General features: G+C 67.3%; 19 protein-coding genes and 1 tRNA gene. 12 read left to right on the top strand and 8 right to left on the bottom strand.

Translation table 11 applies throughout. From position 1 onward, the window contains the following. Positions 1-92: 92 nt before the first annotated feature. On the top strand, positions 93-1,049 hold the full coding sequence (locus ACFK0J_RS08730; RefSeq protein ID WP_378738246.1) for an ATP-binding cassette domain-containing protein: 957 nt from the start codon (positions 93-95) through the stop codon (positions 1,047-1,049). Between the two features lie 5 nt (positions 1,050-1,054). After that, positions 1,055-1,819: an ABC transporter permease gene (locus ACFK0J_RS08725; protein ID WP_378738244.1), complete on the top strand. Its 765-nt coding sequence runs from the start codon at positions 1,055-1,057 to the stop codon at positions 1,817-1,819. Positions 1,820-1,883: 64 nt separating this feature from the next. Here the strand turns inward: ACFK0J_RS08725 and ACFK0J_RS08720 are convergent, their stop codons facing one another. Next, a complete protein-coding gene (locus tag ACFK0J_RS08720; RefSeq protein ID WP_378738242.1) occupies positions 1,884-3,191 on the bottom strand; it encodes a hypothetical protein in 1,308 nt (435 codons plus the stop codon). A 239-nt stretch (positions 3,192-3,430) separates the two neighbouring features. Here ACFK0J_RS08720 and ACFK0J_RS08715 point away from each other — a divergent pair, with 239 nt between their 5' ends. Then, positions 3,431-4,051, top strand: a complete 621-nt coding sequence (locus tag ACFK0J_RS08715) for a TetR/AcrR family transcriptional regulator (RefSeq protein ID WP_246634704.1) — start codon at positions 3,431-3,433, stop codon at positions 4,049-4,051. Between the two features lie 54 nt (positions 4,052-4,105). On the opposite strand, the gene ACFK0J_RS08710 is transcribed toward ACFK0J_RS08715, so the two are convergent. Then, positions 4,106-4,915, bottom strand: a complete 810-nt coding sequence (locus tag ACFK0J_RS08710; protein ID WP_378738240.1) for an alpha/beta fold hydrolase — start codon at positions 4,913-4,915, stop codon at positions 4,106-4,108. Between the two features lie 217 nt (positions 4,916-5,132). Here ACFK0J_RS08710 and ACFK0J_RS08705 point away from each other — a divergent pair, with 217 nt between their 5' ends. Continuing rightward, on the top strand, positions 5,133-6,287 hold the full coding sequence (locus tag ACFK0J_RS08705; protein ID WP_378738237.1) for a PucR family transcriptional regulator: 1,155 nt from the start codon (positions 5,133-5,135) through the stop codon (positions 6,285-6,287). Between the two features lie 4 nt (positions 6,288-6,291). On the opposite strand, the gene ACFK0J_RS08700 is transcribed toward ACFK0J_RS08705, so the two are convergent. After that, a complete protein-coding gene (locus ACFK0J_RS08700) occupies positions 6,292-6,729 on the bottom strand; it encodes a holo-ACP synthase (protein WP_378738236.1) in 438 nt (145 codons plus the stop codon). Positions 6,730-6,740: 11 nt separating this feature from the next. Then, positions 6,741-16,106, bottom strand: a complete 9,366-nt coding sequence (locus tag ACFK0J_RS08695; protein WP_378738234.1) for a fatty acid synthase subunit beta domain-containing protein — start codon at positions 16,104-16,106, stop codon at positions 6,741-6,743. Between the two features lie 387 nt (positions 16,107-16,493). Here ACFK0J_RS08695 and ACFK0J_RS08690 point away from each other — a divergent pair. Beyond that, a tRNA-Leu gene (locus ACFK0J_RS08690) sits at positions 16,494-16,575 on the top strand. Between the two features lie 413 nt (positions 16,576-16,988). Here ACFK0J_RS08690 and ACFK0J_RS08685 read toward each other — a convergent pair. The 3 genes from ACFK0J_RS08685 to ACFK0J_RS08675 all read right to left on the bottom strand — a co-directional run bounded on the left by ACFK0J_RS08685 (position 16,989) and on the right by ACFK0J_RS08675 (position 19,382). Further along, positions 16,989-17,960, bottom strand: coding sequence for an alpha/beta fold hydrolase (locus ACFK0J_RS08685; RefSeq protein ID WP_378738232.1), 972 nt, complete (start codon positions 17,958-17,960; stop codon positions 16,989-16,991). Positions 17,961-17,984: 24 nt separating this feature from the next. Then, positions 17,985-18,476 carry a VOC family protein gene (locus tag ACFK0J_RS08680; protein ID WP_378738229.1) on the bottom strand — a complete coding sequence of 164 codons (492 nt, stop codon included), beginning with the start codon at positions 18,474-18,476 and terminating at the stop codon, positions 17,985-17,987. A 72-nt stretch (positions 18,477-18,548) separates the two neighbouring features. Further along, positions 18,549-19,382 carry an SDR family NAD(P)-dependent oxidoreductase gene (locus ACFK0J_RS08675; protein WP_378738226.1) on the bottom strand — a complete coding sequence of 278 codons (834 nt, stop codon included), beginning with the start codon at positions 19,380-19,382 and terminating at the stop codon, positions 18,549-18,551. A gap of 134 nt (positions 19,383-19,516) precedes the next feature. Between ACFK0J_RS08675 and ACFK0J_RS08670 the strand changes: the two genes are divergently transcribed. From ACFK0J_RS08670 to ACFK0J_RS08655, 4 genes are all read left to right on the top strand, one after another. After that, positions 19,517-19,954: a MarR family winged helix-turn-helix transcriptional regulator gene (locus ACFK0J_RS08670; protein ID WP_378738224.1), complete on the top strand. Its 438-nt coding sequence runs from the start codon at positions 19,517-19,519 to the stop codon at positions 19,952-19,954. A gap of 179 nt (positions 19,955-20,133) precedes the next feature. Next, entirely contained in the window at positions 20,134-20,700 is a 567-nt protein-coding gene (locus ACFK0J_RS08665) for a hypothetical protein (RefSeq protein ID WP_378738222.1), read from the top strand. A 133-nt stretch (positions 20,701-20,833) separates the two neighbouring features. After that, positions 20,834-21,580: a methyltransferase domain-containing protein gene (locus tag ACFK0J_RS08660; protein WP_378738220.1), complete on the top strand. Its 747-nt coding sequence runs from the start codon at positions 20,834-20,836 to the stop codon at positions 21,578-21,580. 121 nt (positions 21,581-21,701) lie between these two features. Next, on the top strand, positions 21,702-22,130 hold the full coding sequence (locus tag ACFK0J_RS08655; RefSeq protein WP_378742707.1) for an SgcJ/EcaC family oxidoreductase: 429 nt from the start codon (positions 21,702-21,704) through the stop codon (positions 22,128-22,130). Positions 22,131-22,136: 6 nt separating this feature from the next. On the opposite strand, the gene ACFK0J_RS08650 is transcribed toward ACFK0J_RS08655, so the two are convergent. After that, on the bottom strand, positions 22,137-22,616 hold the full coding sequence (locus ACFK0J_RS08650) for a hypothetical protein (RefSeq protein WP_378738218.1): 480 nt from the start codon (positions 22,614-22,616) through the stop codon (positions 22,137-22,139). 467 nt (positions 22,617-23,083) lie between these two features. Here ACFK0J_RS08650 and ACFK0J_RS08645 point away from each other — a divergent pair, with 467 nt between their 5' ends. Genes ACFK0J_RS08645 through ACFK0J_RS08635 form a run of 3 tightly spaced genes read left to right on the top strand, consistent with a single transcriptional unit; the run spans position 23,084 to position 26,282 of the window. After that, the gene (locus ACFK0J_RS08645; protein WP_378738216.1) at positions 23,084-24,133 is read left to right on the top strand and encodes a ketoacyl-ACP synthase III family protein; all 1,050 of its coding nucleotides are present in this window, start codon (positions 23,084-23,086) and stop codon (positions 24,131-24,133) included. Continuing rightward, a complete protein-coding gene (locus ACFK0J_RS08640) occupies positions 24,130-26,058 on the top strand; it encodes an HAD-IIIC family phosphatase (protein ID WP_378738214.1) in 1,929 nt (642 codons plus the stop codon). Before ACFK0J_RS08645 ends, ACFK0J_RS08640 begins: the two co-directional genes overlap by 4 nt. Beyond that, complete coding sequence (locus tag ACFK0J_RS08635) at positions 26,055-26,282, top strand: phosphopantetheine-binding protein (protein WP_378738212.1); 228 nt, start codon at positions 26,055-26,057, stop codon at positions 26,280-26,282. The genes ACFK0J_RS08640 and ACFK0J_RS08635 overlap by 4 nt, the downstream gene beginning before the upstream one ends. The last annotated feature ends 223 nt before the right edge of the window (positions 26,283-26,505 follow it).

Below are 26,505 nucleotides of genomic sequence, written 5' to 3'. Positions count from 1 at the left end.
TTCTTCTCGATACCCTCTTGCCCCTCGCGCCAGAAACTGTGTACCGTCTAAACAAAGTTTAGGCCATACACAGTTTTGATTCGAGGAACCCGATGACAGTCCCATCCACTCCCGCCGTCAGTATCAGCGGGTTGACGAAAGCCTTCGGCGATCGGCCGGTGCTGGCCGGCATCGACCTGGAAGTCGCAGCGGGAACGGTCTTTTCGCTACTCGGCCCGAATGGGGCGGGCAAGACGACCATGGTGCGCATCCTGGCCACGTTGACCGACGCCGACAGCGGCGAGATCCGGATCGCCGGGCACGATCTCGCGCACGAACCCGACACCGTGCGCCGCCTCATCGGCGTCACCGGCCAATACTCCGCGGTAGACGACGTGCTGACCGGAGCGGAGAACCTGCGGCTGATGGGTCGCCTACTGCATCTGGACAAGCCGGAGATCGCCCGCCGAACCGCCGATCTGCTGGACCGATTCGAACTCACCGACGCCGCCGAAGCCCGGGTCGCGACCTACTCCGGCGGCATGCGCCGACGGCTCGATCTGGCGATGAGCCTGATGGGCGAGCCACGCATCATCTTCCTCGACGAACCGACCACCGGACTCGATCCGCGCAGCCGCCGCGAACTCTGGCAGGTGATCCGGAACCTGGTGGCCAGTGGTGTGACGATCTTCCTCACCACGCAGTACCTGGAGGAGGCCGATCAGCTCGCCGATCAGATCGCGGTGCTGCACAACGGCAGGATCGTCGCCGCGGGTACGCCAGGTGACTTGAAGCAGCTCGCGCCCGGCGGCCATATCCAACTGCGATTCGCCGACCAGCAGGCGCTGGCCGCGGCGGCCCTGGCTGTTCCCGGCGCGGAGGTCGACGCCGAGCAGTTGGAGCTGCAGGTTGCGTCGGACGGCAGTGTCGGCGACCTCAAACGATTGCTGGATCAGTTCGACGATCAGGCGATCACCATCGACCAACTCGCCATCCACACCCCGGACCTCGATGACGTGTTCTTCGCACTCACCGGGCATCCGACCACGCAGCAGGCGGCAGCACTGTGACCATCATGAGCACGCGGCTCGCCGCACAGGACTCGGCCACCATGCTGGGCCGCAATCTCCGCCATACCCTGCGCAGTCCGGACACGATGATCATGACCGTCGCGTTGCCGATCATGATCTTGCTGATGTTCACCTACGTGTTCGGCGGCGCGATGAACGTCGGCGGCGCCTATATCGACTACGTCGTGCCCGGCATCATTCTGCTGTGCGCCGGATTCGGTTCGGCGACAACGGCGGTGAGCCTCTCGACGGACCTGTCCAACGGCATCATCGATCGATTCCGCACCATGGCCATTGCCCGCTCGTCGGTGCTGACCGGGCATGTGGTGGAAAGTGTGCTGCGCAACCTGATCACCACCACCCTGGTGATCCTGGTGGCCGTCGCGGTCGGTTTCCGGCCGACCGGCGACCCGCTGCGCTGGCTCGCCGCCTACGGCATCATCGCGATGTTCGTGCTCGCGCTGTCCTGGCTCGCGGCCGCCTTCGGACTGCTCGCGAAGAATCCCGAGGCCGCCAACGGATTCAGCTTCTTCTTCATGTTCTTGCCCTACGTGAGCAGCGCGTTCGTGCCACCGCAGTCGATGCCGACCGCGCTGCACTGGTTCGCCGAGAACCAGCCGGTCACTCCGGTGATCGAGACCATGCGCGGTCTGCTGATGGGCACGCCGATCGGGAACAGCGCGTTGCTGGCGGTGCTGTGGTGCGCCGGGATCGCGCTGGTGGGGTATCTCGCCGCGGGTGCCCTGTTCCGGCGCCGCACCGCACGCTGAGCCCACGATGAAAGGTCCGGTGTCACACGGGCGCCGGACCCTGTTCATCATCGGGGTGTTCCGTTCAGGTGGGCATGATCTGCTGCGCCGCCCACTGCACCATCATCCGGAAGTGGTTGTCCCACCAGTGGTAGGACTCGGGGGTGAAGGCCGCGGGCGGCGGCTTCTCCCCGGGGAAGAGCAGCGCCGCATTCGGGGCACCGACCTTGTTGGTGGCTGCCGGGACACCCGATCCCGACGTCAGCGGCGGTGCCGCGGCCCCCGCCTCGGCCTCGTGTGCCGGCTCGGTGGGTACCAATGCCTCCGGCCGCTCCTGCGGACCACTACCCCACCGCTGGACCGAGTACTGCGGAGTCGATATGACGGGATCGATCGTGACGACCGAAATGTCGTCCACCGGAACAGCGACCGGAACCACCCGGTCCACCACCGGGCCGTCGGCAGCGTGCGAATCGGTCTCGACCCGAACCTCGGTCGGCTTGCCCGCGGCCGCGGCGTCATTACGGACGACCTTGGACTCCGCGGTGACGTGCGCGTCCTTGACGATCGCGCCAGGAGCGACGCGCGACGAACCACCCGCCACGTAGACCCCGCCCACCACCAACCCGCCCGCGAGCACGCTGGCCGCCGCGAACACCGCGGCCCCGCCACGCACCCGACGCACCCGTTCCTCGGTCTCACCGAGGCCGTCGATGTCGGCCATCGCGTACAGCGCCGCCCCGGCCGCCGAGGCGGCAGCCGCGGTCTTGCAGGGGATCACCGGCGCGCCGAAGCCGTCCACGGCCGCGACGACCGCGGGTTTGCCCGCCGCCGAGCCGATCAGCACCACCGCGTCCGGCCGGACCGCCGCGGCCTCGAACTGATCCCAAGCCGCCGTCACCGCGGCGCCCATCGACTCCGCCGTCGTGCCGCCCGCCTGACTCATCGAGGCGAGAATGCGGCGGCGGTCGCCGTCGATCAGCGTGAATGCCTGATACCCGGGCACCACCTCGCAGACCAGTAGGTCGTCGAATTCGTCGAGCCAGGTCATCATCCCGGCCACACTGAGGTGGGCCGACTTGGACGAAACGAGCGAGGCCGTGTGCCACCGTCCGGACGCCAGGCGGGTGACGATGGCGCGCCGCTCGGCGGCATCCCGGTAGGTGACCGCGGCGCCCGCGATCTCCTGGTCCCGGCCGAGTTCGGCGGCGAGGTCGTCCATCGCCGTCTCGACCGCTTCCGCCAAATCCGCCTTGCTGTCACCGACCGTCCGTTTCACCCGATGCAGCAGCACGCGCTCGGGTAGCCGGGCGCCGGTATCGGCGAAAGCTACCGCGTGCACGGCGCCACGTTCGGTGGAAACGCCGAGAGTTACCACTGATCGAGCTACCACTGATCGCGCCTTCCTGGTCCGTTCGCGCGTCCGAAGCCACGCGCGCTCGGTATGTGTTCGACGCCACATTCGTTACGGATGGGTAGTGAAATCGGACAGAACACGAACACGCAGAAGCCGTGCGCGTGTCGTGCGCGTGTCCGTACCGTTAGCCTGGATACGTGGAAGTACGCGCGGAGACCAGGTCGAAGCAACGTCTGGACCCTGCGTTGGAGCTGCAGGACGACCCACAGGAGCTCATGCCGCGGCGACGGCCGACGCAGGAACGCAGCAAACGCAAGTTCGACGCCCTCTTGCAGGCGTCCCGAGAACTGCTCGTAGAGGTCGGATTCGAATCGTTCACCTGTGAAGAGGTGGCGGCGCGGGCCGAGGTACCGATCGGCACGCTGTATCAATTCTTCGCCAACAAGTACGTCATCGTCTGCGAACTGAATCGACAAGACCTCGTTGCCGTTTCGCAGGAGCTCGCCGATTTCCACGGTGAGATCCCGTCGCTGGACTGGCTGCGGCACATGAACCAGTTCGTCGACCACCTGGCGAATCTGTGGATGACCGACCCGTCCCGGCGCGAGGTGTGGCTTGCCATGCAATCCACCCCCTCGACCCGGGCGACCGGCGCGATTCACGAGAAGGAGTTCGCCGAGGTCGTCTCGCAGATGCTGCGGCCGCTGACGCCACGGACCCCGCGGGCACGGCGCACCATGATGGCCGAGGTGCTGGTGCACGTCGTCTATTCGATGCTGAACTTCTCCGTCCAGGACGAGCAGAGCAACGCCGAGGCCGTGTCCGAACTCAAACGACTGATGGTCGCGTATTTGCTGGTCGCGGAAAAGGAGTCGCGCTCGGCAAGCGGGCGCTGACGGCCGGAGAATTCAGCCGAGCGCCCGGTGATTCAACGCTCGGTGATTCAATGTTCAGGCGGTGCGCTCGTCGGCTGATCGTTGCGAGATTCCGTCGAGGATGGTGGTCGCGACCAGCTCCGGGTCGTCCCACATGGGCACATGACCACAGCCGGGCAGCGTGACCCACTTGGTGTGCGCGGGTAGTTGATCGCGCACCTGGCTGGTGCTCGGCGGCAGCATCCGATCCAGCGTGCCGAACGCGATGGTCACCGGCACGGTGATCGATTGCCCGCCCTCGAACCGCAGCTTCTTCGCAATGCGCAGCGCGCGCCGCAAAGTCGGCGCGGACCGGTCGAAATCCCGCACGAATTCGACGGCCTCCTCGGCCGTCATCCGGCTTGGATGACCCACCGGAAACCACAGGCCGACCGCACGAGTCCGGCCGACGACACCGTGCGCGGCGGTCCGGGTGAGCATCGCCGCGGCGAGTCCGACCTGGAACTGCATCCGCAACGGCAGCGGCATCTCCTTGTGCCACAACGCGACCGGCGCCAGACCCACGAATGAGCTCGCCATGCCGCGCTTGGTCGCTGCCAAGCCGATCAAACCGCCCATGGAGTTGCCGACCAGGTCGACCGGGCCGTCTATGCCGAGCCGCCGCAGTTCGACGGCCAGTTCGTCGACGATCCAGTTCACGTCGAGATGGACGTCGGACGCCGGCGCGGGCGTGTGCCCGAAGCCGGGAAAGTCCAGCGCGATCACGCGGTGCCGCGCACTCAGCCGGTCGAGGACCGGAAGCCAGCAGCGGGCGGACGCGCCACCGCCGTGCAGCAGAACCAGTGGACGGCCGTCGCCTCGTTCGATGCGATTCCATCCGGTCATCGGCCAACTCCTAGGGTCCTACAGCGTGCTTCGAACTGTCTCGGCGTAGCGCGTTCCAGCCACACCGTTGTCTGATTGTCCAACCGCACAGCCAGGCCACATTGCCTGAACTTCAGGATTACGCAGCGCTATGCCGGATGACTATGGAGCGATAGTCGAAGTTCTGGGCGCCTCTTTGTCGCTGAGTCCAAAGGTGGGGGTTTATGCTTCGACGATCATGGCCAGTTACCCGCCTGCGGGCCTGCCCGCGCTCTACGCGCAGATATCCGCTCGTGCCGCCGAGCTGACGGCGTCGGCGATCGAACGAATGCGCGCCGAGATCCCCGCGTACGCGCGGCTGGATCCGGCGCTATTACTGCCGGACGCCGTCCGCACCATCGAACAGCTGATCCGGACGGCGTCGGAGGGGCGGGAGCTCACCGAGCGCGAGCTCGCCGTGTTCACCGGGCACGGGGAAGCCCGTGGCCGCCAAGGGGTTCCGGTGACCGAGATGTTCCGCGGCTGGCGACTCGCGGTCCGGATGGTGCTGGACGAGGTCGTCGACGCGGGCCGTCGCCTCGGCATCAGCGACCGGCGGCTGCTCGAGCTGACCAACGAACTGGTCGCGCTCACCGATGCCGCGATTCTCGCGATGGCGCGCGGTCACCTGGATGCCGAATTCGACCTGGCCCGCCACGATCAGCAACGCCGCGCCGACCTGGTCCGCGGGATCCTGTTCGGCACCCTCGGCCCCGGCGAGATCCGCATCCAGGTGGAGCGGTACGGCGTGGACTCCGACCGCGAATACCGGGCGATCCGGGCCCGCCCCAGGTCCGCGGTGCCCGCCGACCGGCTGGTGCGGCTGCTCGAGCCGCCGACCGGCGATCGGCCGCGCAGCCTGCTCGCGGTGATCGACGGGGACATCGCGGGCATCGTGGCGTGCACCCCCACCGGGGACATCGGGACCGCGGTGGGGATCGGCCCGGCCGCGCGGCTGGACCGGATGGAGCCGTCGTTCCGGCGCGCCACCCGGGCGATGGCGACCGCCGATGCCTTCGAACTCACCGGCGTACACGATCTGGCCGATCTCGGACTGTTGCCCGCCGTGCTCGCCGATAGTGAGGTCGGCGAGGAAATGGTCCGCCGCTACATCACGCCGCTCGGCGAAAATGACAGTGCCACAGCGCTACTCGACACGGCCGAGCATTATTTGAGCAATGGCATGCGGGTCGATCAGACGGCCCGCGAGATGCGGTTGCACACCAATACGGTGCGCTACCGGTTGCGCCGCTTCCAAGAGTTGATCGGGATCGATCTGGCCGATCCCGATCGCGCCCTCGAAGCGTGGTGGGCGTTGCAGCGCAGGCGGCTGCAACGCGCGCACCGGGAGTGACCGGTCAGCCTTGTCCTTCGCGGCCCTCGATCAGGTCCGCTAGCTCACCGGGGTCCTCCAGCACCACCATGGCGGCCGCCGTATCGCCGTCGTGCGTCAGCGAGAGGTGAACCCGTGCGCGGGGCAGGAATTCGGCGGCCAGGCCGTGCAGCTTGATGCTCGGCCGGCCCCACGCGTCGTTGACCACCTCGATCAGCGGGTACGGATTGTCACCGATCTGGGGGCGGCGGGCGAAGCGAGACGATGCCCATGCCTTGAGCACCGCCTCTTTCGCCGCCCACCGTGCCGCGTAGCTACGCGCCGGATCGGTCCCCTTGCTCTGACAGTAGCGCCGCTCGCCCGCGGTGAAACTCTCCCGGAGCATGGTGGTTCCGGCACGTTCGAGCTGTTCGGCGAACTCGGAGATGGTCACCAAGTCCAGGCCGATACCGAGGATCGTCATAGGCGGGGAGCCTACGACGTGCTCTGGTCGCCCGCGCGCGAACCGTCCGCAGCGAGCTGTCCGGCGCCGCAACCGAAGCCGTCGGCACGGTAGGCACCGTCGCCGTTCAGCCGAGCCGCGGTGGACAGCAGCACGTCGGCTTCCAGCTGACGCGCCTGCTTGGCGGGCGTGCCGTCGCCGCCGAGCCGCCGGTCCGCCGGACGCTCGTACAGCGGTGCCCCGCCGCACATGGCCTCGGTGAACCGCTGCCGCCCCGCGAGCTGACGCTGCTGCGCCTTGCGCTGGTACTCCTCGCGCCGCTCCGGGTCGATCGCCTGGATGAACGCCTCCGGATGCACCACCGCGAGCAGCCCGTTGACGTGTCCGAAGCCGAGCGAGGTCAGCAGACCCGCCTTGAGCGCGAACCGGTCGCCGAAGCGCAGTGGCTCGCGCGCCCACACGAGGTGCGGGTACGCCCGCATCTTGTCGTCGACACAGTCCAGGCTCCGGTTCGGCGGCACCACACCGTTTTCCAGCACCTGGCACAGGCCGATCAGCTGGAACGCGGCCGCGCCGCCCTTGGCGTGCCCGGTCAGGCTCTTCTGCGAGATGACGAACAGCGGTGCGCCTTCGGACCGGCCGATCGCCGTGGCCAGCCGCGTGTGCAGCTCGGACTCGTTCGGGTCGTTGGCCGCGGTGGAGGTGTCGTGCTTGGAGACGACGGCGATATCGTCCGGCCCGACACCGAGCTTGCGCAGTTCGGCGGCGAACCGGGATTCGCGGCCGCCACGCCCCGCACCGAGCGCGCCGAGGCCGGGCGCCGGGATGGAGGTGTGCACGCCGTCGGCGAAGGACTGCGCGAAGGCGACCACACCGAGTACCGGCAGACCCATCTCCACCGCCACGTCACCGCGGGCCAGCAGCACGGTGCCGCCGCCCTGCGATTCCACGAACCCGCCGCGGCGGCGATCGTTGGCGCGGGAGAAGTACCGGTCGCTGATCCCCTTGGCGCGCATGGCCGCCGAGTCCGCGGTGGCCGACATGTCACCGAAGCCGACGATGCCCTCGATGCCGAGATCGTCGAAGCCACCGGCGACGACCAGTTCGGCCTTGCCGAGGCGGATCTTGTCGACGCCCTCTTCCACCGACACCGCGGCGGTGGCGCAGGCCGCCACCGGATGCACCATGGCGCCGTAGCTACCGACGTAGGACTGCACCACGTGGGCCAGCGCGACGTTCGGCAACGCCTCCTGCAGGATGTCGTTCGGCCGCGACTCGCCGAGCAGGTTGTCGACGTAGAGCGAGCGCATCGAGGACATGCCGCCCATGCCGGTGCCCTGCGTGTTGGCGACCAGGCTCGGGTGCACCCAGCTCATCAGTTCGGCCGGGCTGAAGCCGGAGCTGATGAACGCGTCCACCGTGCAGACGACGTTCCACAGCGCGACCCGGTCCACCGAATTCGCCATCTCGGCCGAGATGCCCCAGATGGTCGGATCCCAGCCGGTGGGGATCTGGCCGCCGACGGTGCGCGACAGCTTGGCGCGGCGCGGTACCCGAATCTCGGTGCCCGCCTTGCGCGTTACCGTCCAGTCGGTCGAATCCGCCACCGGCACGATGACCGTGTGCTCGGGGTCGGCCTCGTGGAAGGCGCGGGCCTCGGCCTCGCCGCCGACCGTGAACGTCAGGTCCTGGTCCAGGAATACCGACGTCATCAGCGGCGCGCTGTTGTCGATCATGGCGCCGTCGTCGCCGTAGCGGCGCACGCCGCAGCGGGCGACCACCACGTCGTGGTACTTGTCGGCCAGCTCGTGTTCCGGGACGTAGTCGCCGGTTTCGGCGTCGTACCAGCCGGGCTTGGGCTCGTTCTCCCAGGTCACCAGGCCGGTGGTCCAGGCGAGCTCGAGCACGCCTGCGGCCGAGAGCTGGTCTTCGACCTCCATCTCGAACCGGGTGCGCGCCGACCCGTACGGGCCGAGTTCACCGGCACCGACGATGACCACCATGTCGGCGAGATCGGTGGTGACCGTGCCCCATTCGGGCACCGGAAGCACCGACGACATGGTCGGCGGCGCGGGCAGCGCCGGAATCGTGGCCGCCGCATCGGCTGTCACGTCCTCGTCGGCTGCCTGCTCCGCGGCCTGCTTGGCCAGTGCGGGCAGATCGAGCTTGGCCCTGGCCAATCCACCGGTCAGGTCGATCTGCTGCGGGCCGGCGGTGGTGACCTGGCGGGCCCGCGAGGTGCACCACTTCAACAGCTCGTCGGCCATTTCGGTGGTGGACCAGGTGTGTACGCCTGCCTTCTCCACGGCCGCGACCATCGGGTCGTTGTGACCCATCAGCCCGGTGCCACGCACCCAGCCGATCATCGCGTGCACCAGGGTGACCCGGGTCGACCACGACTTCTCGGCCCGCCACTTGGCGACCACCGCGTCGAGCGCGGCCTTCGATTCGCCGTAGGCGCCGTCACCGCCGAAGAGGCCGCGGTTGGGCGAACCCGGCAGCACCACATGCAGTTTCGCGTCGACGTCGTGGTCGGCGCCGAGGGTGGACAGGCCACCGATCAGCCGCTCCACCGACCAGAGCAGCACGCGCATTTCCATTTCCGCGCGGGCGCCGGCGTCGGCGAGGTCACCGGCCACCCGCGGCGCCGCGAACGGCAGCAGCAGGGTCGGCGTCATCGCGTCTTTGGTCTTGATCTTCGCGCCACCGGCGTTGTCGACCTGTTCGGTGCCGACCCATTCGATCAGCGCGTCGATGTCCTGGTAGGACGCCATGTTCGCGGGCACCACCCAGAGGGCGGCACCGTGGCGGGCGTTGTCCCGGTACAGCTTCCGGTAGAAGCTCAGGCGATCGTCGTTCAGGCTCGATGTGGTGACCACCACGGTCGCGCCGCCGCCGAGCAGCCGCCCGGTCACCGCCGCCGCAATGGAACCCTTGCTGGCACCGGTGATCACCGCGATATCCGCGGACCAGATGCCGCGATCCTCGGTGCTCAGCGCTGCGGTCGCGATGCGCTCGTAGACCCCGGCCAGCACCGAACGGGCCTCGTGCTTGGCCCGCTCACGCCACCAGTTGGCCTGCGCCGCAACGGCTTCACCCGCGCCGAGGAACCCGGTGACCGGCAGTTCCGCGGTCTCGGCGTCGTCGCCGAGCCACAACCGGGCCAGGTCCTCGCGGGCGGTGGCCCACCGGTCGTCGAGCAACACGGCCTTGCGAGCGTCGAAGGCGGGCGCGACCAAACGCGGCCAGTCCGAACCCAATTCGGCCGAGACCAGGTCGACCAGCGAGTCGTCGGTCGCCGTGGGCGCGGACACCCGCTCGGTCAGGCCGAGCTGTTCCAGCACCACCCGCGCGGCCGTGGCGAGCACACCGTCGCGGCCGGTGATCTGCTCGGTGAATTCACCGAGCGCGGCCGCGTCGACGGTGCCACCGCCGCCGCCACCCACCGAGGGCAGCGATACCGCGACACCGCGGCGCGCGGCCACGGCTTGGACGGCGGCGTCGATGGCGGCGTCGACCGAGGCGGCATCGCCCAGCGTGCCGGGGACCAGCCCGCCGAGGTCGCCACCGCGCACGCTGGCGCCTTCCCTGGTGCCGAGCGAGACCTCGGCCGTGACGTGGCTGGCCCAGCCGTCGCCGAGCTCCCAGACCTTCTTCACCCGCTCGGCGATCGCGGCGGGCCGCTTGCCGGACGGACCGAACACCTTGCGCAGGTGGTCGCCGATCGAATCGGAGAGCACCGAGCCGAACGGCTTGTAGGTGCGGGCAAGCCGCTCCACGGTCACCGACAGCGCACCCATGTCCGCGTCGGCGGCACCGTCGATGGCACCGAGCGACAGCTCCGTGCCGAGGTCGACCAGCAGCTGGTTGCGTCGCGAGGAGACGCCGTCGCACAGGCCCTCGATGGTGTCGACCGGGCCGATCTGGTCCAGCCGCAGCTTGGTCCACAGCGCGATGAGCACGCGGGTGGCGTCGGCGGCGGTGAACGCGATGTCGTCCGGGCGCGGTCCGCCGGAGCTCGGCGCGGGCGCCGGAGCCGCCGTCGGAGCGGCGGTAGGCGTTGCGGCCGAAGCGGTTTCGCTCGGCTCGTCGGCGGGTTCGTCGACCGGCGCGGGATCGGTGTCGGTGGAGTAGACGATCGCGGCCTCGCGCTCGATGTTGAGCACCTCCACCGTCGCGCCGCTGAACGCGGGCAGCTTCAGTGTCTGGGTGGCCAGGTTCGCCACGGTAGGCGTTGCGCCCAAACCGATTTCGACGAACCGCTCGACGCCGAGGCCGCCGTGCGCGGGGTCGGTGAACAGCAGGTCCTGCGTCTCGATCCAGCGCACCGGGCTGGCGAACTGCCACGCGAGCAGTTCGACCAGCACGACCCGGCACAGCTCGACCGGTCGCGCCGACCACGCCTCGAAGTCGGCGAGAACCGCGGCCAGCGGCTCCGACGGCACCAGGTCGGCGATCTCCTGGATGAACTTGCGCTCCAGGGAGAACGGCCTCGGCACCAGGTTCGGGATGTAGCGGCCGATCAGGATCTCCGGGTGCAGGTCCTCGGGCAGCAGCTGCTCGAGCTTGTGCCGGAACTCCGGAACACCCTTGCGCAGCACCGTGGAATGGAACGGCACGTCGATGCCGGGCACCAGGATGAACGCCCGCTTACCACCGAATTCGGCACGACGCCGGTCGATCTCGGTCTCCAGCGCTTCGAGTCCGGCCACCGTGCCCGCGATGGCGTACTGCGAGCCGCGCAGGTTCAGATTGACGACCTCGAGGAACTCCCCCGCCTGCTCGCCGATGCGGGTCACGAAGTCGATCACCTCGTCGTCGGGCAGCCCGATCTGCGAGGGGCGGATGGCCGCCATCCGGTAGTCGCTGCGGCCGTTGGCATCCCGCGGCACCAGCTCGTGCATCGCGGAGCCACGCTGGAACACCACCTCGAGCACCGCCTCCAGCGGCAGCACGCCGGCAACCGCGGCGAGCGCGTTGTACTCACCGACCGAGTGTCCGGCCAGCATCGAGCCCTCGACGAACGCACCGGCCTCGCGCAGCTCGGCGACCTGAGCGACACCGAGGACCGCCATGGCGACCTGGGTGAACTGGGTCAGATGCAGCACGCCGTCGGGGTGCCGGTGCTCGACGCCGCGGGCCTTGAGGTAGGTCGGGTTGTCGCGGACGACGGCCAGGATGGAGAAGCCGAGCGCCTCGCGGGTGTGCTTGTCGGCCCGCTCCCAGACCGCCTTCGCGGCCTTCGAGCGGGTGCGCGCGTCCAGGCCCATGCCCTTGCGCTGGATGCCCTGGCCGGGGAAGGCGTAGACCGTCTTCGGCGCGGCGGTGCGCCCGGTCGCGGTCATCACCAGGTCGCCCGCCGTCCGGCAGGAGACCTCGACGATCTCGCTGCCCGCGTCGACGGCGATGCGCTCGACGCGCACGTCGATTTCCGCGCCGGGACGGACCATGCCGAGGAAGCGGGTGGTCCACGCCGTCACGGTCCGGGGCGGGACCGTGCTTTCCGGGTCGACCGCCGAAACCGCGTGCTGCGCCGCGGCCGACAGCCACATGCCGTGCACGATCGGGCTGCCGAGCCCGGCCAGCTTGGCGGCGGCATCGCTGGTGTGGATCGGGTTGTGGTCACCGGACACCGCGGCGAACGCGTGCATGCTGCGCGGCGCGACGACGGTGACGTCGCGGCGGCGGCGGCGCGGGGTGTCGATGGCGGCATCGGACAGTGTGCCCGCCGCGCGCGGCGGATCGGTCAGCTCGCCCGCGCCGTTGCGGCCGCGGATGGCGAACCGCTCGGTGAGGGTGGCGACCGTCGGCATGGACAGCCCGGTTTCCGGGCGGTCGAGCATGCCCGCGATGCGCACCCGCACCTCGACGACGCGGCCGAGGTCGGTGTCGAGCGTCTCGCCCGCCTCCGCCCGCACCGCGAGAACGCTGGGGCTGGTGGGCAATTCGCCCGCCAGCTCGATCTGGTGGTCCAAATGGACCAAGTCGAGCATGCCTTCGATGACGCTCGCCCCATCGGCGGCCCGCGCCGCGCCGAGCACGGCGAACACGGCGGGCCAGCAAGCGCCGACCAGCACGTCGGGAACGGTGCGGCCGAGCGTGCTCAGCGCCGCGGGCAGGCCCGAGCCGGTCACCCCGGCGTGGTCGGCGATGAGATCGGGGGTCCAGGCGATGTTGAGGTGGGCGACCTTGCCCTTCACCTCGGGCAGCGGCTGTCCGGCGGCAACGGCGAGCATCGCGGTCATCGCGTCGTGCGCGTCGGCCTCGGTGACGACCGGAGCGCCGCCGTTGTAGGTGGCGGTCGGCACCGTGATGCGAATGCGAACCACGTTGCTGCCCAACAGCGGAACAGTCAGTTCGACGTAGGCGTTGTCGGCTTCGGGTCCGGTGGTCTCGGTGAGCGTGGCCCCGCTCGGCGGGTGCACCGCGCCCTTGCCGTCCACGGTCCAGTCGGCCAGGTCACCGAGCCGGTGAACCGGGTTGACGGTGGTGCGCCCGGACCATTCGATGTCCGGCGCGGCGAGCACCGTGTCGATCGGTCCGGTGGTCACACCCGCGACCCGGCGGGCGTCGATCGCCACCGGCACCACACCGGCGCGCACCAGCGAGTACGCCGTGTCCTGCTCGAACCGGTCGAGCAGTTCGCCGACCGGCTCGTCGACCCGGGTGATGCCGGCGACCGAGACGGTGCCGGGAATGACGCACACCTGGTCGGCCGAGTAGCGCGGATCATGGGCCTGCCACAGCGAATCCGAGCGCCACCAGCGGCGCACATCCGCGTCGACGACCGGCACGAAGTTGACCGGCTTGCCCGGGGTCTTGCAAAGCGTGACGAAGAACGGGACGTCGGCCGGATGCAGCAGCGTCTGCTCGGCGACCGGGTACTGCTCCTTCAGCTTGCACAGCGCGCCGACCGGGTTCTCGAAGTCCTCGTCGGAGGTGAACAGCGTCGGGATCTCGCCGCGATCGGCGGGATGCAGGCGAGCTTCGGTGCGGCGCATCATTTCCGCGAAACGGTCGCGCCAGGTGATGTCGAGCCACACCGAACGGGTGGCTTCGGTGATCGCGTCGCCGATATCGCTGCCGCAGTCGAAGTCCTTGCGGCGGTCCAGGCCGACCGCGAGCTCGATGTAGCGCTCCAGCCAGTCCAGGTAGGTCATCGACGCCACATCGCCGAAATACGGCTTGGCCGTGGCGTTCAGCGCCGCGATGATCTCGTCCCGGCGTGCGGCGACGGCGTCGGCGTCACCGGCGACCTCGTCGAGCAGTCGGCCGGTACGCGACGCGGCATTGTCGATCTCGTGGATGTCGGCGCCCAATTGGCTACGGCCCGAGGCCATTCCGCCGGACGCGGTGCCCGCACCGACCCAGTCGGGGGTGCCCGGTGTGTCGACGAGCAACTGCTTCACCTCGGCCGCGGTGGTCGCCTCCAGCGTCGCCATGGCGGCCGTACCGACCAGCACGCCGTCCAGCGGCATCACCGGGTAGCCGTGCGGGGTGGCCCACTCACCGGTCAGGTATTCCGTTGCGCGCTCGGGGGTTCCGATGCCGCCGCCGACGCAGACCACCACGTTCTCGTGGTTGCGCAGTTCGGCGTAGGTCTCCAGCAGCAGGTCGTCCAGGTCTTCCCAGGAGTGGTGCCCGCCCGCCTTGCCGCCCTCGATGTGCATGATCACCGGGTAGTCCGGCACCTCGGCGGCGATCCGCAGCACGGCGCGGATCTGGGCGACGGTGCCCGGCTTGAACGCGACGTGCGAGATGCCGACCTCGGTGAGTTCCTTGATCAGCGCGACGGATTCGTCGAGCTCCGGAATGCCCGCCGTGACAACCACGCCGTCGAACGGTGCGCCCGCGGCGCGAGCCTTCTGCACCAGGCGCTTGCCGCCCAGCTGCAACTTCCACAGGTAGGGGTCGAGGAACAGCGAGTTGAACTGGACCGCGCGGCCCGGCTGCAACAGTGTCTTCAGCTCGGCCACCCGATCGGCGAAGATCTGCTCGGTCACCTGACCGCCACCGGCCAGCTCCGCCCAGTGTCCCGCATTCGCCGCCGCCGCAACGATTTTCGCGTCGACGGTGGTGGGTGTCATGCCCGCCAGCAGAATCGGTGAACGACCGGTGAGCCGGGTGAACGCGGTCTCCACCACGATCCGCCCGTTCGGCAGGCGCACCGGACGCGGCGCGAACGCCGTCCACGGCGCGGCCGTCTCCGGCGCGGCGCCCGGGGTGAGCAGGCTGCGCTGCCCGGCCCTGGTGGCGGCGGCGACCATGCCGACGCCGGTGCCCTTCAGCGAGCCGCCGGTCAACCGGGACAGCAGATCGCCGGGGCCGAGGTCCAGAATCCATTGCGCGCCCGCGGCAACCATGCCGTCGACGATCTCCACCCAGTCGATCGGATCGACCAGGATCTCCTGCGCGAGCGAACCGGCCAGTGCCGCGTCCAGTCCGCACTGGTTCGCCCATGAGGTCACCAGATCGACCGTGTCGGCCAGCGCCGGGTGATGGAACGCGACATCCACGGCCACGTCCTCGAAGACCGGCGCGAAGATGGCGCCGCCACGTACCTTGGCGTCGCGCTCGCGGGTCTGCTCGTCATGGATCTGCGCGCAGCGCTGCCGCACCCGCTCCAGCTGTGCCGGTGTACCGGAAAGCACCGCGCGCCTGCGTCCGTTGCGAATGGACACCACCGCGGCCGCGGCCGGATCGACGCCTTCGGATACCTCTGCCACCACCGCGCGCAGCCGCGCCGGGTCGACGTGCGATACCGCGACCATCGGCGAACGCTCGCCCACCGGCATCAAGCCGCGGCGCCGCGCCACCAGACCCGCTGCGGCACCGATCAATTGCGCCACCGCAAGCAACTCGGCGTCGCGTCGGCCACCGGCCTCGACCGCGGTCGCCGCCAGCCGCCCCTGCGAGTGGCCGACGATGGCCACCGGCGCGTGCTGGGTCGGATCCAGGCCCTGCAGTCGCAGCGCGCGCATCGCCGCTATCTGCGACAGCAGCACGCCGGGCATCGACACGGCGGCCGAACGCAATACCCGCGGCGACGGGGCCGCGGAAACCTCACCCTGGTCGGTGTCGACCAGTTCGTCCTCGAGCATCCACCCGATCGGGTCGAAGCCGACGGGGCGGACCACGAGCAATTGTGCCGCAACGGGTTCCAGCAGCGCTTCCGCCTCGTTGACCAATGCGGTCAATTCGGGCTCCAGCGCGCTGTCGCGGCCGATCTCTTCCAGTTCGTCGAGCCACTGGGCGCCTTGTCCGCCGAAAGCGAGCGCGTACGGCGTCCCGCTCAGCAGACGATCCAACAGCGGCGATCGGTTCCCGCCCCCCTGGGCGGCGGCGACCACCTTCGCGCTCGGTCCGGTACCGGTCTCGGTGCTCTCGTTGATCGTCAAGACGATTCGACTTCCTTCTCCTCGCGACATGCCCTCCGAGACACGCCGCTCCCTCCGGTGCGCAGGTGTTCCTCAGCGTTGGGGCCTGATAACGGCGAGGATGGCACAAAATCATGAGGAAAGCCTCACGTTTGCTCGTCGCCTAGGCGTCTACCGCCGAGTATTCATGCACTCGCGTACCAGAATGAAGGCAAACATGACCCTTCCTCATGTTTGAACCCGCTGGTCCGCCGGGTTACTAACACGTAGGAAACATGAGCGCCCCTCATGTTGACAGTTATCGAATCGTTATAATCCCTGGTAGGGTTACTGACCAGTACGCCACGCCCGCCCGGAGCTTCGCGAAGTCGGTCAAGCCCGGTAGAGTTTGGACGGTCGTACCATCACGCGCGAGTGGCGAAATTGGCAGACGCGCCAGATTTAGGTTCTGGTGTCCACGGACGTAGGGGTTCAAGTCCCCTCTCGCGCACAGATTCACCGCGTTGGTGACGCCTGTTCGAGTCGGGTTTCGGAGGGCAGTCACCCACCCCGGGGCCAGCCCGTAACTACCCATGCTGAGCTGCGCATACTTCCGTCAGATCCAGCGGCACCGTCCTCGTCGGTGACGCGCGAAGGGATTGCCGAACCGGGCACGAACGAGCACCACACATGCGCCGCGGCCGGAAATGATCCACTGTCCGGTACCAACTGACCAGATTGTCCGGGTAGCTGACGGCGATCTCGGCTACGGCGTGTCGTCCTCGGGCGAACCTGGCCGAATCGCTGACAAGCACATCCTGACAGCGCTAGGGTGCGCGCCCGCCATTCGCCTGGAAGTAGCCACCACCGATCCGGTGCCCTGCTGATCCGTCCGTGTGATCACTGCCGTTGGCGGGGTCGGTCTCAGGGGTGGTCGGTGGCGGTGATCGCTTTGTCCAGTTCGGTGCTGATCTGGGGCCAGGAGGTGCGGCCGAAGTTGGCGTGACTGCCTTGGATTTGGGTCAGCCATAGGTTGTTGGTGTGCTTGTCGAGTCCGGTGATCAACTCGGGGGTGTCTTGTTCGGATTGGAATACTTGCAGGACGGGCACGGTGAGGTAGTCGTATTCCGGGGTGCCAGCGAGTCTGGTCGGTATGTTCGCCCGGTATATCGACACCCCAGAGGTGAGGTCGGCTTGCGAGAGATGGATGGACTGTTCTCCGGTGAGCGCGATCGCGGCACCGAATGCTGCTCGGTCGAACCCGCTGCCCGCGAAGAGCTCGGGTAGTACCGGTGTCGACATGGCGGCGAAGTAGCCCAGCTCGGGCATCAGTTGAATCAATTTCACCGGGTCGATACCGGATTCGAGCACGGCGTAGTGTTCCAGATCCAGGCTGGGCGCCCCGATCGAGCTGAGCGAAGCGATACGTCCGGGGTGCAGGTGGGCGTATTCGGCGGCGATGAACGATCCCCATCCTTCGGTGTAGGTGTGCACGCTATGGCCTGCGGCGGTTTTGTCGATCACCGCGCCGAACTCCCCGGCCAGATTTTCCAAGCTGTTCAGTTCATCGCTCGTGTTGTGCCCGGACAGGCCCTCACCGCGATGGTCGTAGCGCACCACATGGTATTTCGTGCCGAGCTCGCGCGACGCGTCCTCGAATATCGTTGAGTCTCCCGGCCAGCCGCCGGTCGTGACGATGGTGGGCGCTTGCTCGGCGCTGGGCCCGTATTCATAGATCGAGATCGCGATCCCTTGATATTCGGTAAAGCTGTGCCGCGCCTGCACCGCGGGTGTGCCCGGATCCGCTGTTGCGGGAACGAGCGTGAACACGGCCGATGCCACGGCCGCGGCGATCGTGGCGGTAGCTGTCAGCCACTGCGTATGGATGCGTTTCATGAGCGTGTTCCCTTCGGTCGGGCGTTACTGGTTACCGAGCGCCGCGGCGGCGATGCTGTTGAGGTAGTCGTCGGCGGTTCCGCTGAGGTAGGTAGTCAGACCGGGGCCTACTCGGGCGATGTCCATCAGTTCCAGGCGTATGCCGTCGGAGGTTCGGTGGTAGCAGAATGGGGCGTCGACCACGTTGTCATGGGCTTTCTGCAGCAGGGGTATGCCGTTGGCGGCGAGGCGGTCGGATTCTGCGGCGACGTCGTCGGCCCAGAGGCCCAGGTGGTGTAGGCCGGTTTCGGCCCAGATGGTGCCCGGGGATTGCTGGATCAGCTCCAGGTAGGGGGGTCCTTGCTTGGAGTAGGTCATCCACGGTGTGTGGTGGACGGTGGTGCCGTTGAAGGACAGATCGGTGTCGTTTCTGATCGGTGCGTGCCATTGCAGACCGATCTCGCTCAGCTCGGTCATGGCGCGGCCTAGGTCGGCGACGACTATCCCGATGTGATAGCTGGGGAGCATGATGGGCATCGGAAATTTCCTTCCCAGGAGGCTGGGCTTCGTTCGGGTGGGTGCAACGCAATCGGCTGCTGATGATCGTGGCTATCGAGCGCTCACGCCGAGCATGGCGTTGCTGATGTCCCACAGGCGCTGCGCTTCGGCGGGGTCTCGGGCTGCGGCGGATTCGCGGGCGATGCGGCTGTTGAGGTAGTACTGCCCGTGCAGGGATTCACTGGTTCCGGCCAAATAGACCAGTGTTTCCGCACCCTTCTCCGGGGACGACAGGATCAGCCGACCCAGCGGGCCGCGTAGCAGGGTGCCGGTGCGGCCCATGTCTCTGTTGAAATCCGAGGCGATGCTGCCGGGATCGAAATCAGCTACTCCGATCTCGGGGTGGCGGCGGGCGTATTCGCGGGTGAGCAGAGCGGCGGCGAGTTTGCTGTTGGCGTACGCCTGCACCGGCTGATAGCGGTGCTCGCTGTCGAGGTCGTCGAGGTCGAGGGTGGCTTTCTTGTGTTTGGCCGAGGAGGTGAAGATGACCCGACCCCCGCTTTCCTGTAGCCGCTCGGTGAGCAGCTGGGTCAGCAGCAGCGGAGCCAACGCGTTGACCTGGAAGGTCTGCTCGTGCCCGTCGTCGGTGATGATGCGTTGCGACCACAACCCGCCGGCATTGTTGGCCAACACATCGATGCGCGGGTAGCGGGCGAGGAGCTCATCGGCCAGACGATGCACGTCGGCCAGGTTCGCGAAGTCCACAGTGCGGACCCGCACACCGAGCTCGCCCGCGAGGGCGGCGGCCTTGACCGGCGAGCGCCCGACCGGCACCACCACCGCGCCTCGCCGGTGGAGCTCCCGCGCGGCCGCGGCCCCGACACCCGAGCCCGCGCCGGTGATCACGATGGTCTTGCCCGAAACGTTCGATAGATGCGTCGCCATGGCCGCCTACCTCCCTGAATTGCTTGGATTCTTCAAGCTTCTCGACCAAGGGTGCGGCAACCGCTCGATCTTGTCAAGCTTTGAAACTCCAAATAGATTTCTGGGATGATCCAAGTAGTTGATAGGCTGGTTCGATGGCGGCCGTACTACCGGAACAGGGGCTGGGCTACCTCCTGATCACCCAGTTCAATGCTGTGTCCACCCAGATGAGCGCGGCGGTGGGGAGCGCTTTACGCGACTTGGACCTGACCGAGCCGTCGGCGAATCTGCTCTGGCTACTCGACCCCGACACCGATCCGCCGTCGATGACCCACCTCGCCGACCGCCTCGGCTGTGATCCCTCGACGGTGACATTCCTCGTCGACAAGCTCGAAAAACGCGGCTCGGTCCAACGCCGCGCCAGCCGACGCGACGGGCGAGTAAAAGTGGTCGCCCTCACCGCGGCCGGTATCGAACAACGGCGAAAGCTGGTCGAGGCCATGACCGCACGCTCGCCCATGGCGCGACTGTCCACCAAAGAACAACAACAACTACACCGACTCCTATCAAAAGCCACCTCGAGAACCACCTGACCACTCCCACCTCGTCGATACCGCGGCGACGCTGCGAACGGTGGTGTGGACCGCACCGTAGAAATCGGCGCAGGCCTTCCGGCCCGAAGGATTGGGGTCAGCCATTCTGGCGGGTTGTGGGCGATCGCAACGGCTGAGACGCTTCTCTAGGGATACCCATTTGCACGGGTAGGAGGGGTGTGTCAGAGCAGGATCGGCCGCTGACCGGCGGCATCTACCAAGTTCGGTTCGGGCCGACAGTCAAGGGTGTGTCGGTTGTGCTCGGTTCGGCGGGCTTTGTCGCGATCGCGTTCCTGCCCGGCATACCGATCGTCCTGCAAGGTGTGCTCTTGCTGCTTTTCGGCGGCGGCGGACTGGCCTTCCTGTTCAATATGCTGTCGGGCCGGGTCGCGCTGCGCGTCGACCAAGACGGAATCACCTTGGGCGGCTCCCCGGTTTGGGGATACCGCAGAACAACCGCCTTCGTGCCGTGGTCACAGATCACCGCGGTCGTGCTGTTCGAGCAGTGGGTGCCGCACGGTCCGGCGATGCCGTATATCGGCCTGGCAAGGCGGGAAGGGTCGCCCGGGCTCGCCGTCATACCCGGGCTGGGAATGACTCGCGTCAACGCGCACCTGATCCCGCACGTGTCGCCTGACATAGTGGCGGCGAGTCGGCCGGTCAATGGCTGGAGGCTCGACCGCGGCAAGCTGATCGAGTCCGTGACTCGCAATGCGCCCGAAGTCCCCGTGCTCGACCTCGGGTAGTCCGGCCCGCCCCGACTGCTGTGCTCGCGCAGCTCATGCCGGAAAGCGAATGAGTTCATGGCACAACTGGTCTTGGAAGGTATGAGCGGTCCGGGCTTAGTGTCCGGGTATGGGACCGCAAGGAGATGACCGCATGAGCGTCACCAATTCGCCTGCCGTGCAACGGGTTCTCCCGCTACTCACCGACCCGACGGCTGCTTCGATCACGCCACACGGCTACCTCGACCAACTCGGCCCGCAACCGGCCGCGGACGGTCGAGCCGTCAACACCGGCATCGTGCAGTCGCTGTGGCGCTCACGCATCGGTGCATCGCTGTACGATCACGCCGCCACGGCCGCCCGACGCGTCGTCGGCATCCTGCAATCGCCCGCCGAACGACTCTGCCTCCAGCCGGGCCATACGGTGCTCGACATCGCATGTGGCCCAGGGGAAATCACCGCAGCTCTCGCCCGCACGGTGAGTTCGGGCGGACTCGCCGTCGGCATCGACATTTCCGAGTCGATGCTCATCCGCGCCGCCCATCGGCACCGCGCCGACAACACTGCGTTTCTGCGCGCCGATGCCCAGCGACTCCCGTTGCGTGACAACACCGTCGATGCGGTGACCTGTATGGCAGGGCTACAGCTCATCCCCGACCCGGACACCGCACTCGCCGAGATGATCCGCGTCCTACGACCGGGCGGTTACCTCGCCGTGCTGGTGCCCACCGTGCGCACCGGCCCGCTCGAACTGATCGGCCGCTGGGTACCCGGCGCCGGCGGCGCGCGGTTGTTCACCGAAACCGAGATCGCCGATAGCGTCCAGGGTTTCGGACTCAGTGGCGTGGACACTCGCCGCCTCGGGACGATCCAATGGATTTGGGGCCGCAAGATCCGCTGATGCCACCGCGGCACCTGGGCGGTGTGACCTCGGTCACCATCGCTGGACCTCGAGTTTACTTCAGCTCGTAGGTTCGAGGCAGGTAGCCATCGAAAAGCGTTGCAAGGAGGGGTTGTCGGTGATGGAAACGAATGAGATCCTGCGGGCACTCGAACAGGGCTGGCACAGTGGCGATGGTGCCGCTTTCGCTGCTCCGTTCGCGGAGGACGTAACCTTCATTGATGTCCTGGGGAGGGTGCAGCAAGGACGATCGGTCGTCGCGAATGAGCACCAGAAATTATTCGACACCATCTACCGCGGTAGCAAGTGGCGCATCCGGGTCGAGAAGACCAGAAATCTGAGCGACCGCGTGGTGGTGCTCAACACCATATCCGAACTGTTCGTGCCGGACGGTCCGCGAGCGGGTACGACAGCTAATATCCAAACCGTCGTGCTCGTCGACGGGGAGATTGCCTACTTCCACAACACCATACGAACTCAGCTGGCCGACTTCGCCCAGCACGATTCGGCGCTGGCCGCTTTGTCTCCGCTCGACTGGACGCGAGACTGAGCGCGATTATGGGGTGTCAGGTCTAATTCTGCGCGGTTTGGCCATGCGCCGAGTGCCGCTGGCCGGGACATCATCACCAGCACGTTTCGCCCGCACTGCGCCGAGATCGATGACACTCCCGTCCTGCTCGGCTCTGCCCGGATCGTCCGCCGCGGCTGGTTGCCGAGCCAGGGCGGGGTCGATCGGCCACGCCCCTGTCTCCCGCTGCAGTTCTGATCGCAATACCGGCCTGGTCGGGGCGGGATCGGAGGCGGAGCCACCCGCCGACTGCCAAGGTTTGCGGGGACGCCCGCCGACGTCCTCACTCATGCGCCGCGGGCGATGCGGCAGCCGGATGAGTTTCGACGCGCCGTCGCCCGCCTCGGTGCCACCGGTCTCGGCCGCCTTCAGACCTTCCAGCTTCCTGCGCAGCCGTTCCACCGCATCGAACCTGTTTTCGCCGGGCCCCGGCAAGGATTCCCGTCCCGGCACTTCCTGGTCCGACATCGACCTAGCACCCGACGGATGCCGTGGCAACCGTCAGCGCCACGACCGTCGGAACCTCGAGCTGATCTCTGAACTTTTTCCTGCTTGCGTAGCTCACATCCGTATTGTCCCTCAGGACCAGCATCCTCGTTTCCTACCCCGTCCCCACCGAGTACCGGAGCCGGGCCCGCGCGCCGTCGCCGACGTGCCGAAGCCACTCTGTACGAGCGTGCACATAGCGTGCTGCAATAAAAGCCCGCAATTGTCGTGGGGGACGGTTGCGGATTCTCCGCGGACGGCCGAATCGAGTTGCCGACCCCTTGGGCCGACAAGCTGATCGACGTACGATCCGAACAGAATTCACGCATAGTCGCCAGGCCCGGGGAATTCCGCGTACGACAACTGATCGGTGACGCATGCCTGCACAACGATATGAGCAGCAGCCAATGCCGGTGAACCTCGAAATTCATTTCTGAAGGAGAAAAGCCATGCAGTGGAAAGGCATTTATCTCAATGCCGCCGCGGTATCACTCGGCCGCAAGGAGGAGACGGCAGTCGCGGTGGCCGAAGGCCGTTACGCTGCGGAGGAAAACGAGGTCGACGGTTATCTCGCGATCCGGGTCGAGGACAAACGCGCCTCGGCTGTCGAAATGGCCATCGACGCGGCGAAACTCGCCGTGCAGCGAGCGGGTGCGGCCGCAGACGATGTCGATCTGGTCGTGCATGCCAGCTGCGGCCATCCGGGCATCGACCATTTCGCGTCGGCGTCCTACATCCAGCACCACACCCTCGGCGGCACCGCCAACGCCCTCGAAGTACGGCAGTTCTCCAACGGCGGACTGGCGGCGATCGAGGTGGCCGCGGCCCTCCTGACCGCACGGACCGCGCCGTCGTCCGCGCTCATCACGACGGCCGACCGCTTCGCCCACCCCGGTTACGACAGATACCGATCCGACAAGGGCATCCTGCTTTCCGATGGTGCCACCGGGCTGGTGCTGTCGCGGTCGCCCGGTGTGGCCGAGTTGCTGTCGACCGGCTTGCTCGGCGATACCACCTGGGGCGACGCCTATATCGGTGATGAGCCATGGACGGACGCCGCTCAGATGAGCGGTCGGCCGGTCGATTTGCGTACCCGCCGTGAGCAATTCCTCGCAGCGCACGGCGACGTCCTGGTGGAGGTCGTGCAGTCGGTCACCCGGCGCCAGCAAGAAGCCGTGGCGATAGCACTGGCCGACGCCGGGCTGACCAGCGCCGACGTCGCCCGCTGGGTTTTCCCGAATCACGGTCTCACAGTGGTGGATTGGACGTTCCGGAAGGGCATCGGCATCGAAGAGGCGCAGACCACGTGGGAGTGGGGCCGCCAGATCGGCCATATCGGTGCCGGCGATCAGACGGCGGGCTTGGCCCATCTGCTGGAGACGCGTGCGGTGCGGCCCGGCGACATCGTGGCGCTGTGCGGTGTCGGTATGGGCTTCAGCTACGGCTGCGTGCTCGTTCGGATCCTGGAGCAGCCCGAATGGTCGGTGAGCACCGAATGACCACGGTGGATCAGTCCCCGCTGGCCCGGCTGCGCGAACTCGGCGCGGCGGGCCGGTTGGCCGAGGACCACGCGACGGTAGTCCAGCTGTTGGCCCAGATTGCCGCTGGCGCAGCGGGTTTGGCAGACCTGACCAGAGCGGGACAGATTCTCGCCCGACGGGATCCGGAGGAGATGCTGCGTCGAGCCGCGGACTCCGGCGAAACCGTTCGACCGATCACTGTAGCCGTCACCGGACACTCCACCATCGAACCGCTGGTCGCGCCGCTCACCGCCGAATTCGCCAGGCACGGTTACCTTCTGCGTCCCAGCGTCGGCGAGTTCGACGCGTATCTGCGCGATCTGCAGGACCCGAGCAGCCACCTGTACGGCCCGGATACCGAGCTGGCACTGATCGTGCTCGACCCGCAGATGATCTTCGACGAGCTGCCGAAGCCGTGGTCCGTTGCTGACGTGGAGCAGGCGATCACCGCCAAAATGGCTCAGTTGGATCGACTGATCGGCAACTATGTCCGGCACGCCGAAGCCACTCTCGTACTCAACACGGTGCCACTGCACCGCATACACACTCATTCTCTGGTGGATCTTCGGTCCCGCACCCGCTTGAGTGTGGCGTGGCGTTCGTTCAACACCGCGCTGCTCGGATTGTCCGAAAAGTACGCCCGGGTGCAGGTTATCGATCTGGACCCGCTGATCGCCGAAGGCGGCCCGGTACATGACCAGCGAATGGCCGTGTACGCCAAGGTCCAACTGGGTGATGAGGTGCTGTCGCGTTATGCCAGGGAAGTCGGCCATCTGATCCGTGCCCTCCACGGCCGAACCAAGAAGGTCCTGGTCGTCGATCTGGACAACACATTGTGGGACGGCATCCTCGGGGACGACGGGGCGGACGGTATCGCCGCGGCCATCACCTTCCGCGGCGAGGCGTTCGGGCTGTTCCAGCGGATGATCCAGCAATTGGGTTCCCAGGGTGTCGTCCTTGCCATCAGCAGCAAGAACGACCGCGAGCCGGTCCTGGCCGTGCTGCGCGACCATCCGGACATGGTGTTGCGCGACACCGATTTCGCCCGGATCAACGCGAACTGGGAGCCGAAGGACACCAATCTGACCGATATCGCCGAGCGGCTCAATCTCGGTGTGGACAGCTTCGTGTTCGCCGACGACTCATCTTTCGAGACCGGGCTGGTGGCCATGAGCCTGCCGAATGTGGCCGTGGTGTGCCTCGATGACGAACCGGCGCTGCATGTTTCGAAGCTGCTCGCCGACGGCTGGTTCGATGTGCTGGACCTGACGGACGAGGACCGCGCACGAGGCGAGCTGTACCGCGGCGAAGCTGCCCGGACGGATCTGCTGGCCGGCGCCGACTCGATGGCGGAGTACTTGCGGCAGTTGGGTGTTCGGGTCGAGATGAAACTGGTGGAGCAGCCGGATGTGGCACGAGTCGCGCAATTGACGTTGCGTACCAACCAGTTCAACCTCACCACGCAGCGATGGCAGCAAGCCGATGTGACGGACCGGGTCAACGATCCGGATCACCTGGTGCTGAGCATTCGATCAGCGGATCGCTTCGGCGACAACGGTGTGGTCGGCGCGCTTTTCGCCCGCCGCGACGACGGCGAGCTGCATATCGAGAACATGGTGCTGAGCTGCCGGGTCTTCGCCCGAGGTATCGAAGACGCCGTGATGGGAACATTGCTCACCTATGCCCGCGATTCCGGATTGCGCGCCGTACACGGTCGTTACCTGCCGACGGCCAAGAACGGCAAGGTTCGCGAGTTCTACCCGGCACAGGGTTTCGACACGGTCGCGGAGGGCGCGGGAGGCGAATTGACCTTCCGACACGACCTGCGGACCATTCCCGCAATACCGGACCACGTGCGGATCACCTCGAATTTTCTGGATCGTGTGGAAGGACGCTTGGCGTGATCAGTAAGGCCGATTTCATTCGGATCGTCCGGGACGAGCTGGCGCTGCCGCTCGCGGACAAAGACCTCGACGAGGATCTGGATCAGGTGGTCAACTGGAGCTCGATGCTGATGGTGCGCCTGGTCGTCGCCCTGGAGCAGGAAACCGGGCAGAAGGTGCAGATCAGCGACCTCCTGACCGAACGAACGCTACAGGGAATCTACGCTCGAGCCGTCGGGGCTTGACCCCGACCAACTCCAGAACCCGGGAAGGGAGCAGGGCAACCTGCTCCCTTCCCGTCGTGTTCTACGAACTTCCTCGACCCCGCGCCTTGGCACCCAGCCCGCGCGTGCTGAAGGTTCGAGCCATCCGCCCCCACGGTGACAACGAATAGGTGGCGTCGCCGTTTTCATCCGCGCCGTCCGAGTACCGCGCTTCTGTCGCGGGGTTCGGACGTGTGCCGTGCTG

The organism is Nocardia brasiliensis (assembly GCF_042691675.1).
In the GTDB taxonomy this organism is placed as follows: Bacteria; Actinomycetota; Actinomycetes; order Mycobacteriales; family Mycobacteriaceae; genus Nocardia; species Nocardia brasiliensis_D.
The sequence above is the reverse complement of the archived record's forward strand: the minus strand, read 5'-3'. Positions and strand labels throughout refer to the sequence as shown.

Bases quoted from the DNA above. Each gene is read 5' to 3' on its own strand.
- ACFK0J_RS08645 (WP_378738216.1), top strand. From the start codon at position 23,084: ATGCAGTGGAAAGGCATTTATCTCAATGCCGCCGCGGTATCACTCGGC.
- ACFK0J_RS08725 (WP_378738244.1), top strand. From the start codon at position 1,055: ATGAGCACGCGGCTCGCCGCACAGGACTCGGCCACCATGCTGGGCCGC.
- ACFK0J_RS08660 (WP_378738220.1), top strand. From the start codon at position 20,834: ATGAGCGTCACCAATTCGCCTGCCGTGCAACGGGTTCTCCCGCTACTC.
- ACFK0J_RS08680 (WP_378738229.1), bottom strand. From the start codon at position 18,476: ATGCCCATCATGCTCCCCAGCTATCACATCGGGATAGTCGTCGCCGAC.
- ACFK0J_RS08640 (WP_378738214.1), top strand. From the start codon at position 24,130: ATGACCACGGTGGATCAGTCCCCGCTGGCCCGGCTGCGCGAACTCGGC.
- ACFK0J_RS08685 (WP_378738232.1), bottom strand. From the start codon at position 17,960: ATGAAACGCATCCATACGCAGTGGCTGACAGCTACCGCCACGATCGCC.
- ACFK0J_RS08715 (WP_246634704.1), top strand. From the start codon at position 3,431: ATGCCGCGGCGACGGCCGACGCAGGAACGCAGCAAACGCAAGTTCGAC.
- ACFK0J_RS08700 (WP_378738236.1), bottom strand. From the start codon at position 6,729: ATGACGATCCTCGGTATCGGCCTGGACTTGGTGACCATCTCCGAGTTC.
- ACFK0J_RS08730 (WP_378738246.1), top strand. From the start codon at position 93: ATGACAGTCCCATCCACTCCCGCCGTCAGTATCAGCGGGTTGACGAAA.
- ACFK0J_RS08655 (WP_378742707.1), top strand. From the start codon at position 21,702: ATGGAAACGAATGAGATCCTGCGGGCACTCGAACAGGGCTGGCACAGT.
- ACFK0J_RS08650 (WP_378738218.1), bottom strand. From the start codon at position 22,616: ATGTCGGACCAGGAAGTGCCGGGACGGGAATCCTTGCCGGGGCCCGGC.
- ACFK0J_RS08670 (WP_378738224.1), top strand. From the start codon at position 19,517: ATGGCGGCCGTACTACCGGAACAGGGGCTGGGCTACCTCCTGATCACC.
- ACFK0J_RS08705 (WP_378738237.1), top strand. From the start codon at position 5,133: ATGGCCAGTTACCCGCCTGCGGGCCTGCCCGCGCTCTACGCGCAGATA.
- ACFK0J_RS08710 (WP_378738240.1), bottom strand. From the start codon at position 4,915: ATGACCGGATGGAATCGCATCGAACGAGGCGACGGCCGTCCACTGGTT.
- ACFK0J_RS08675 (WP_378738226.1), bottom strand. From the start codon at position 19,382: ATGGCGACGCATCTATCGAACGTTTCGGGCAAGACCATCGTGATCACC.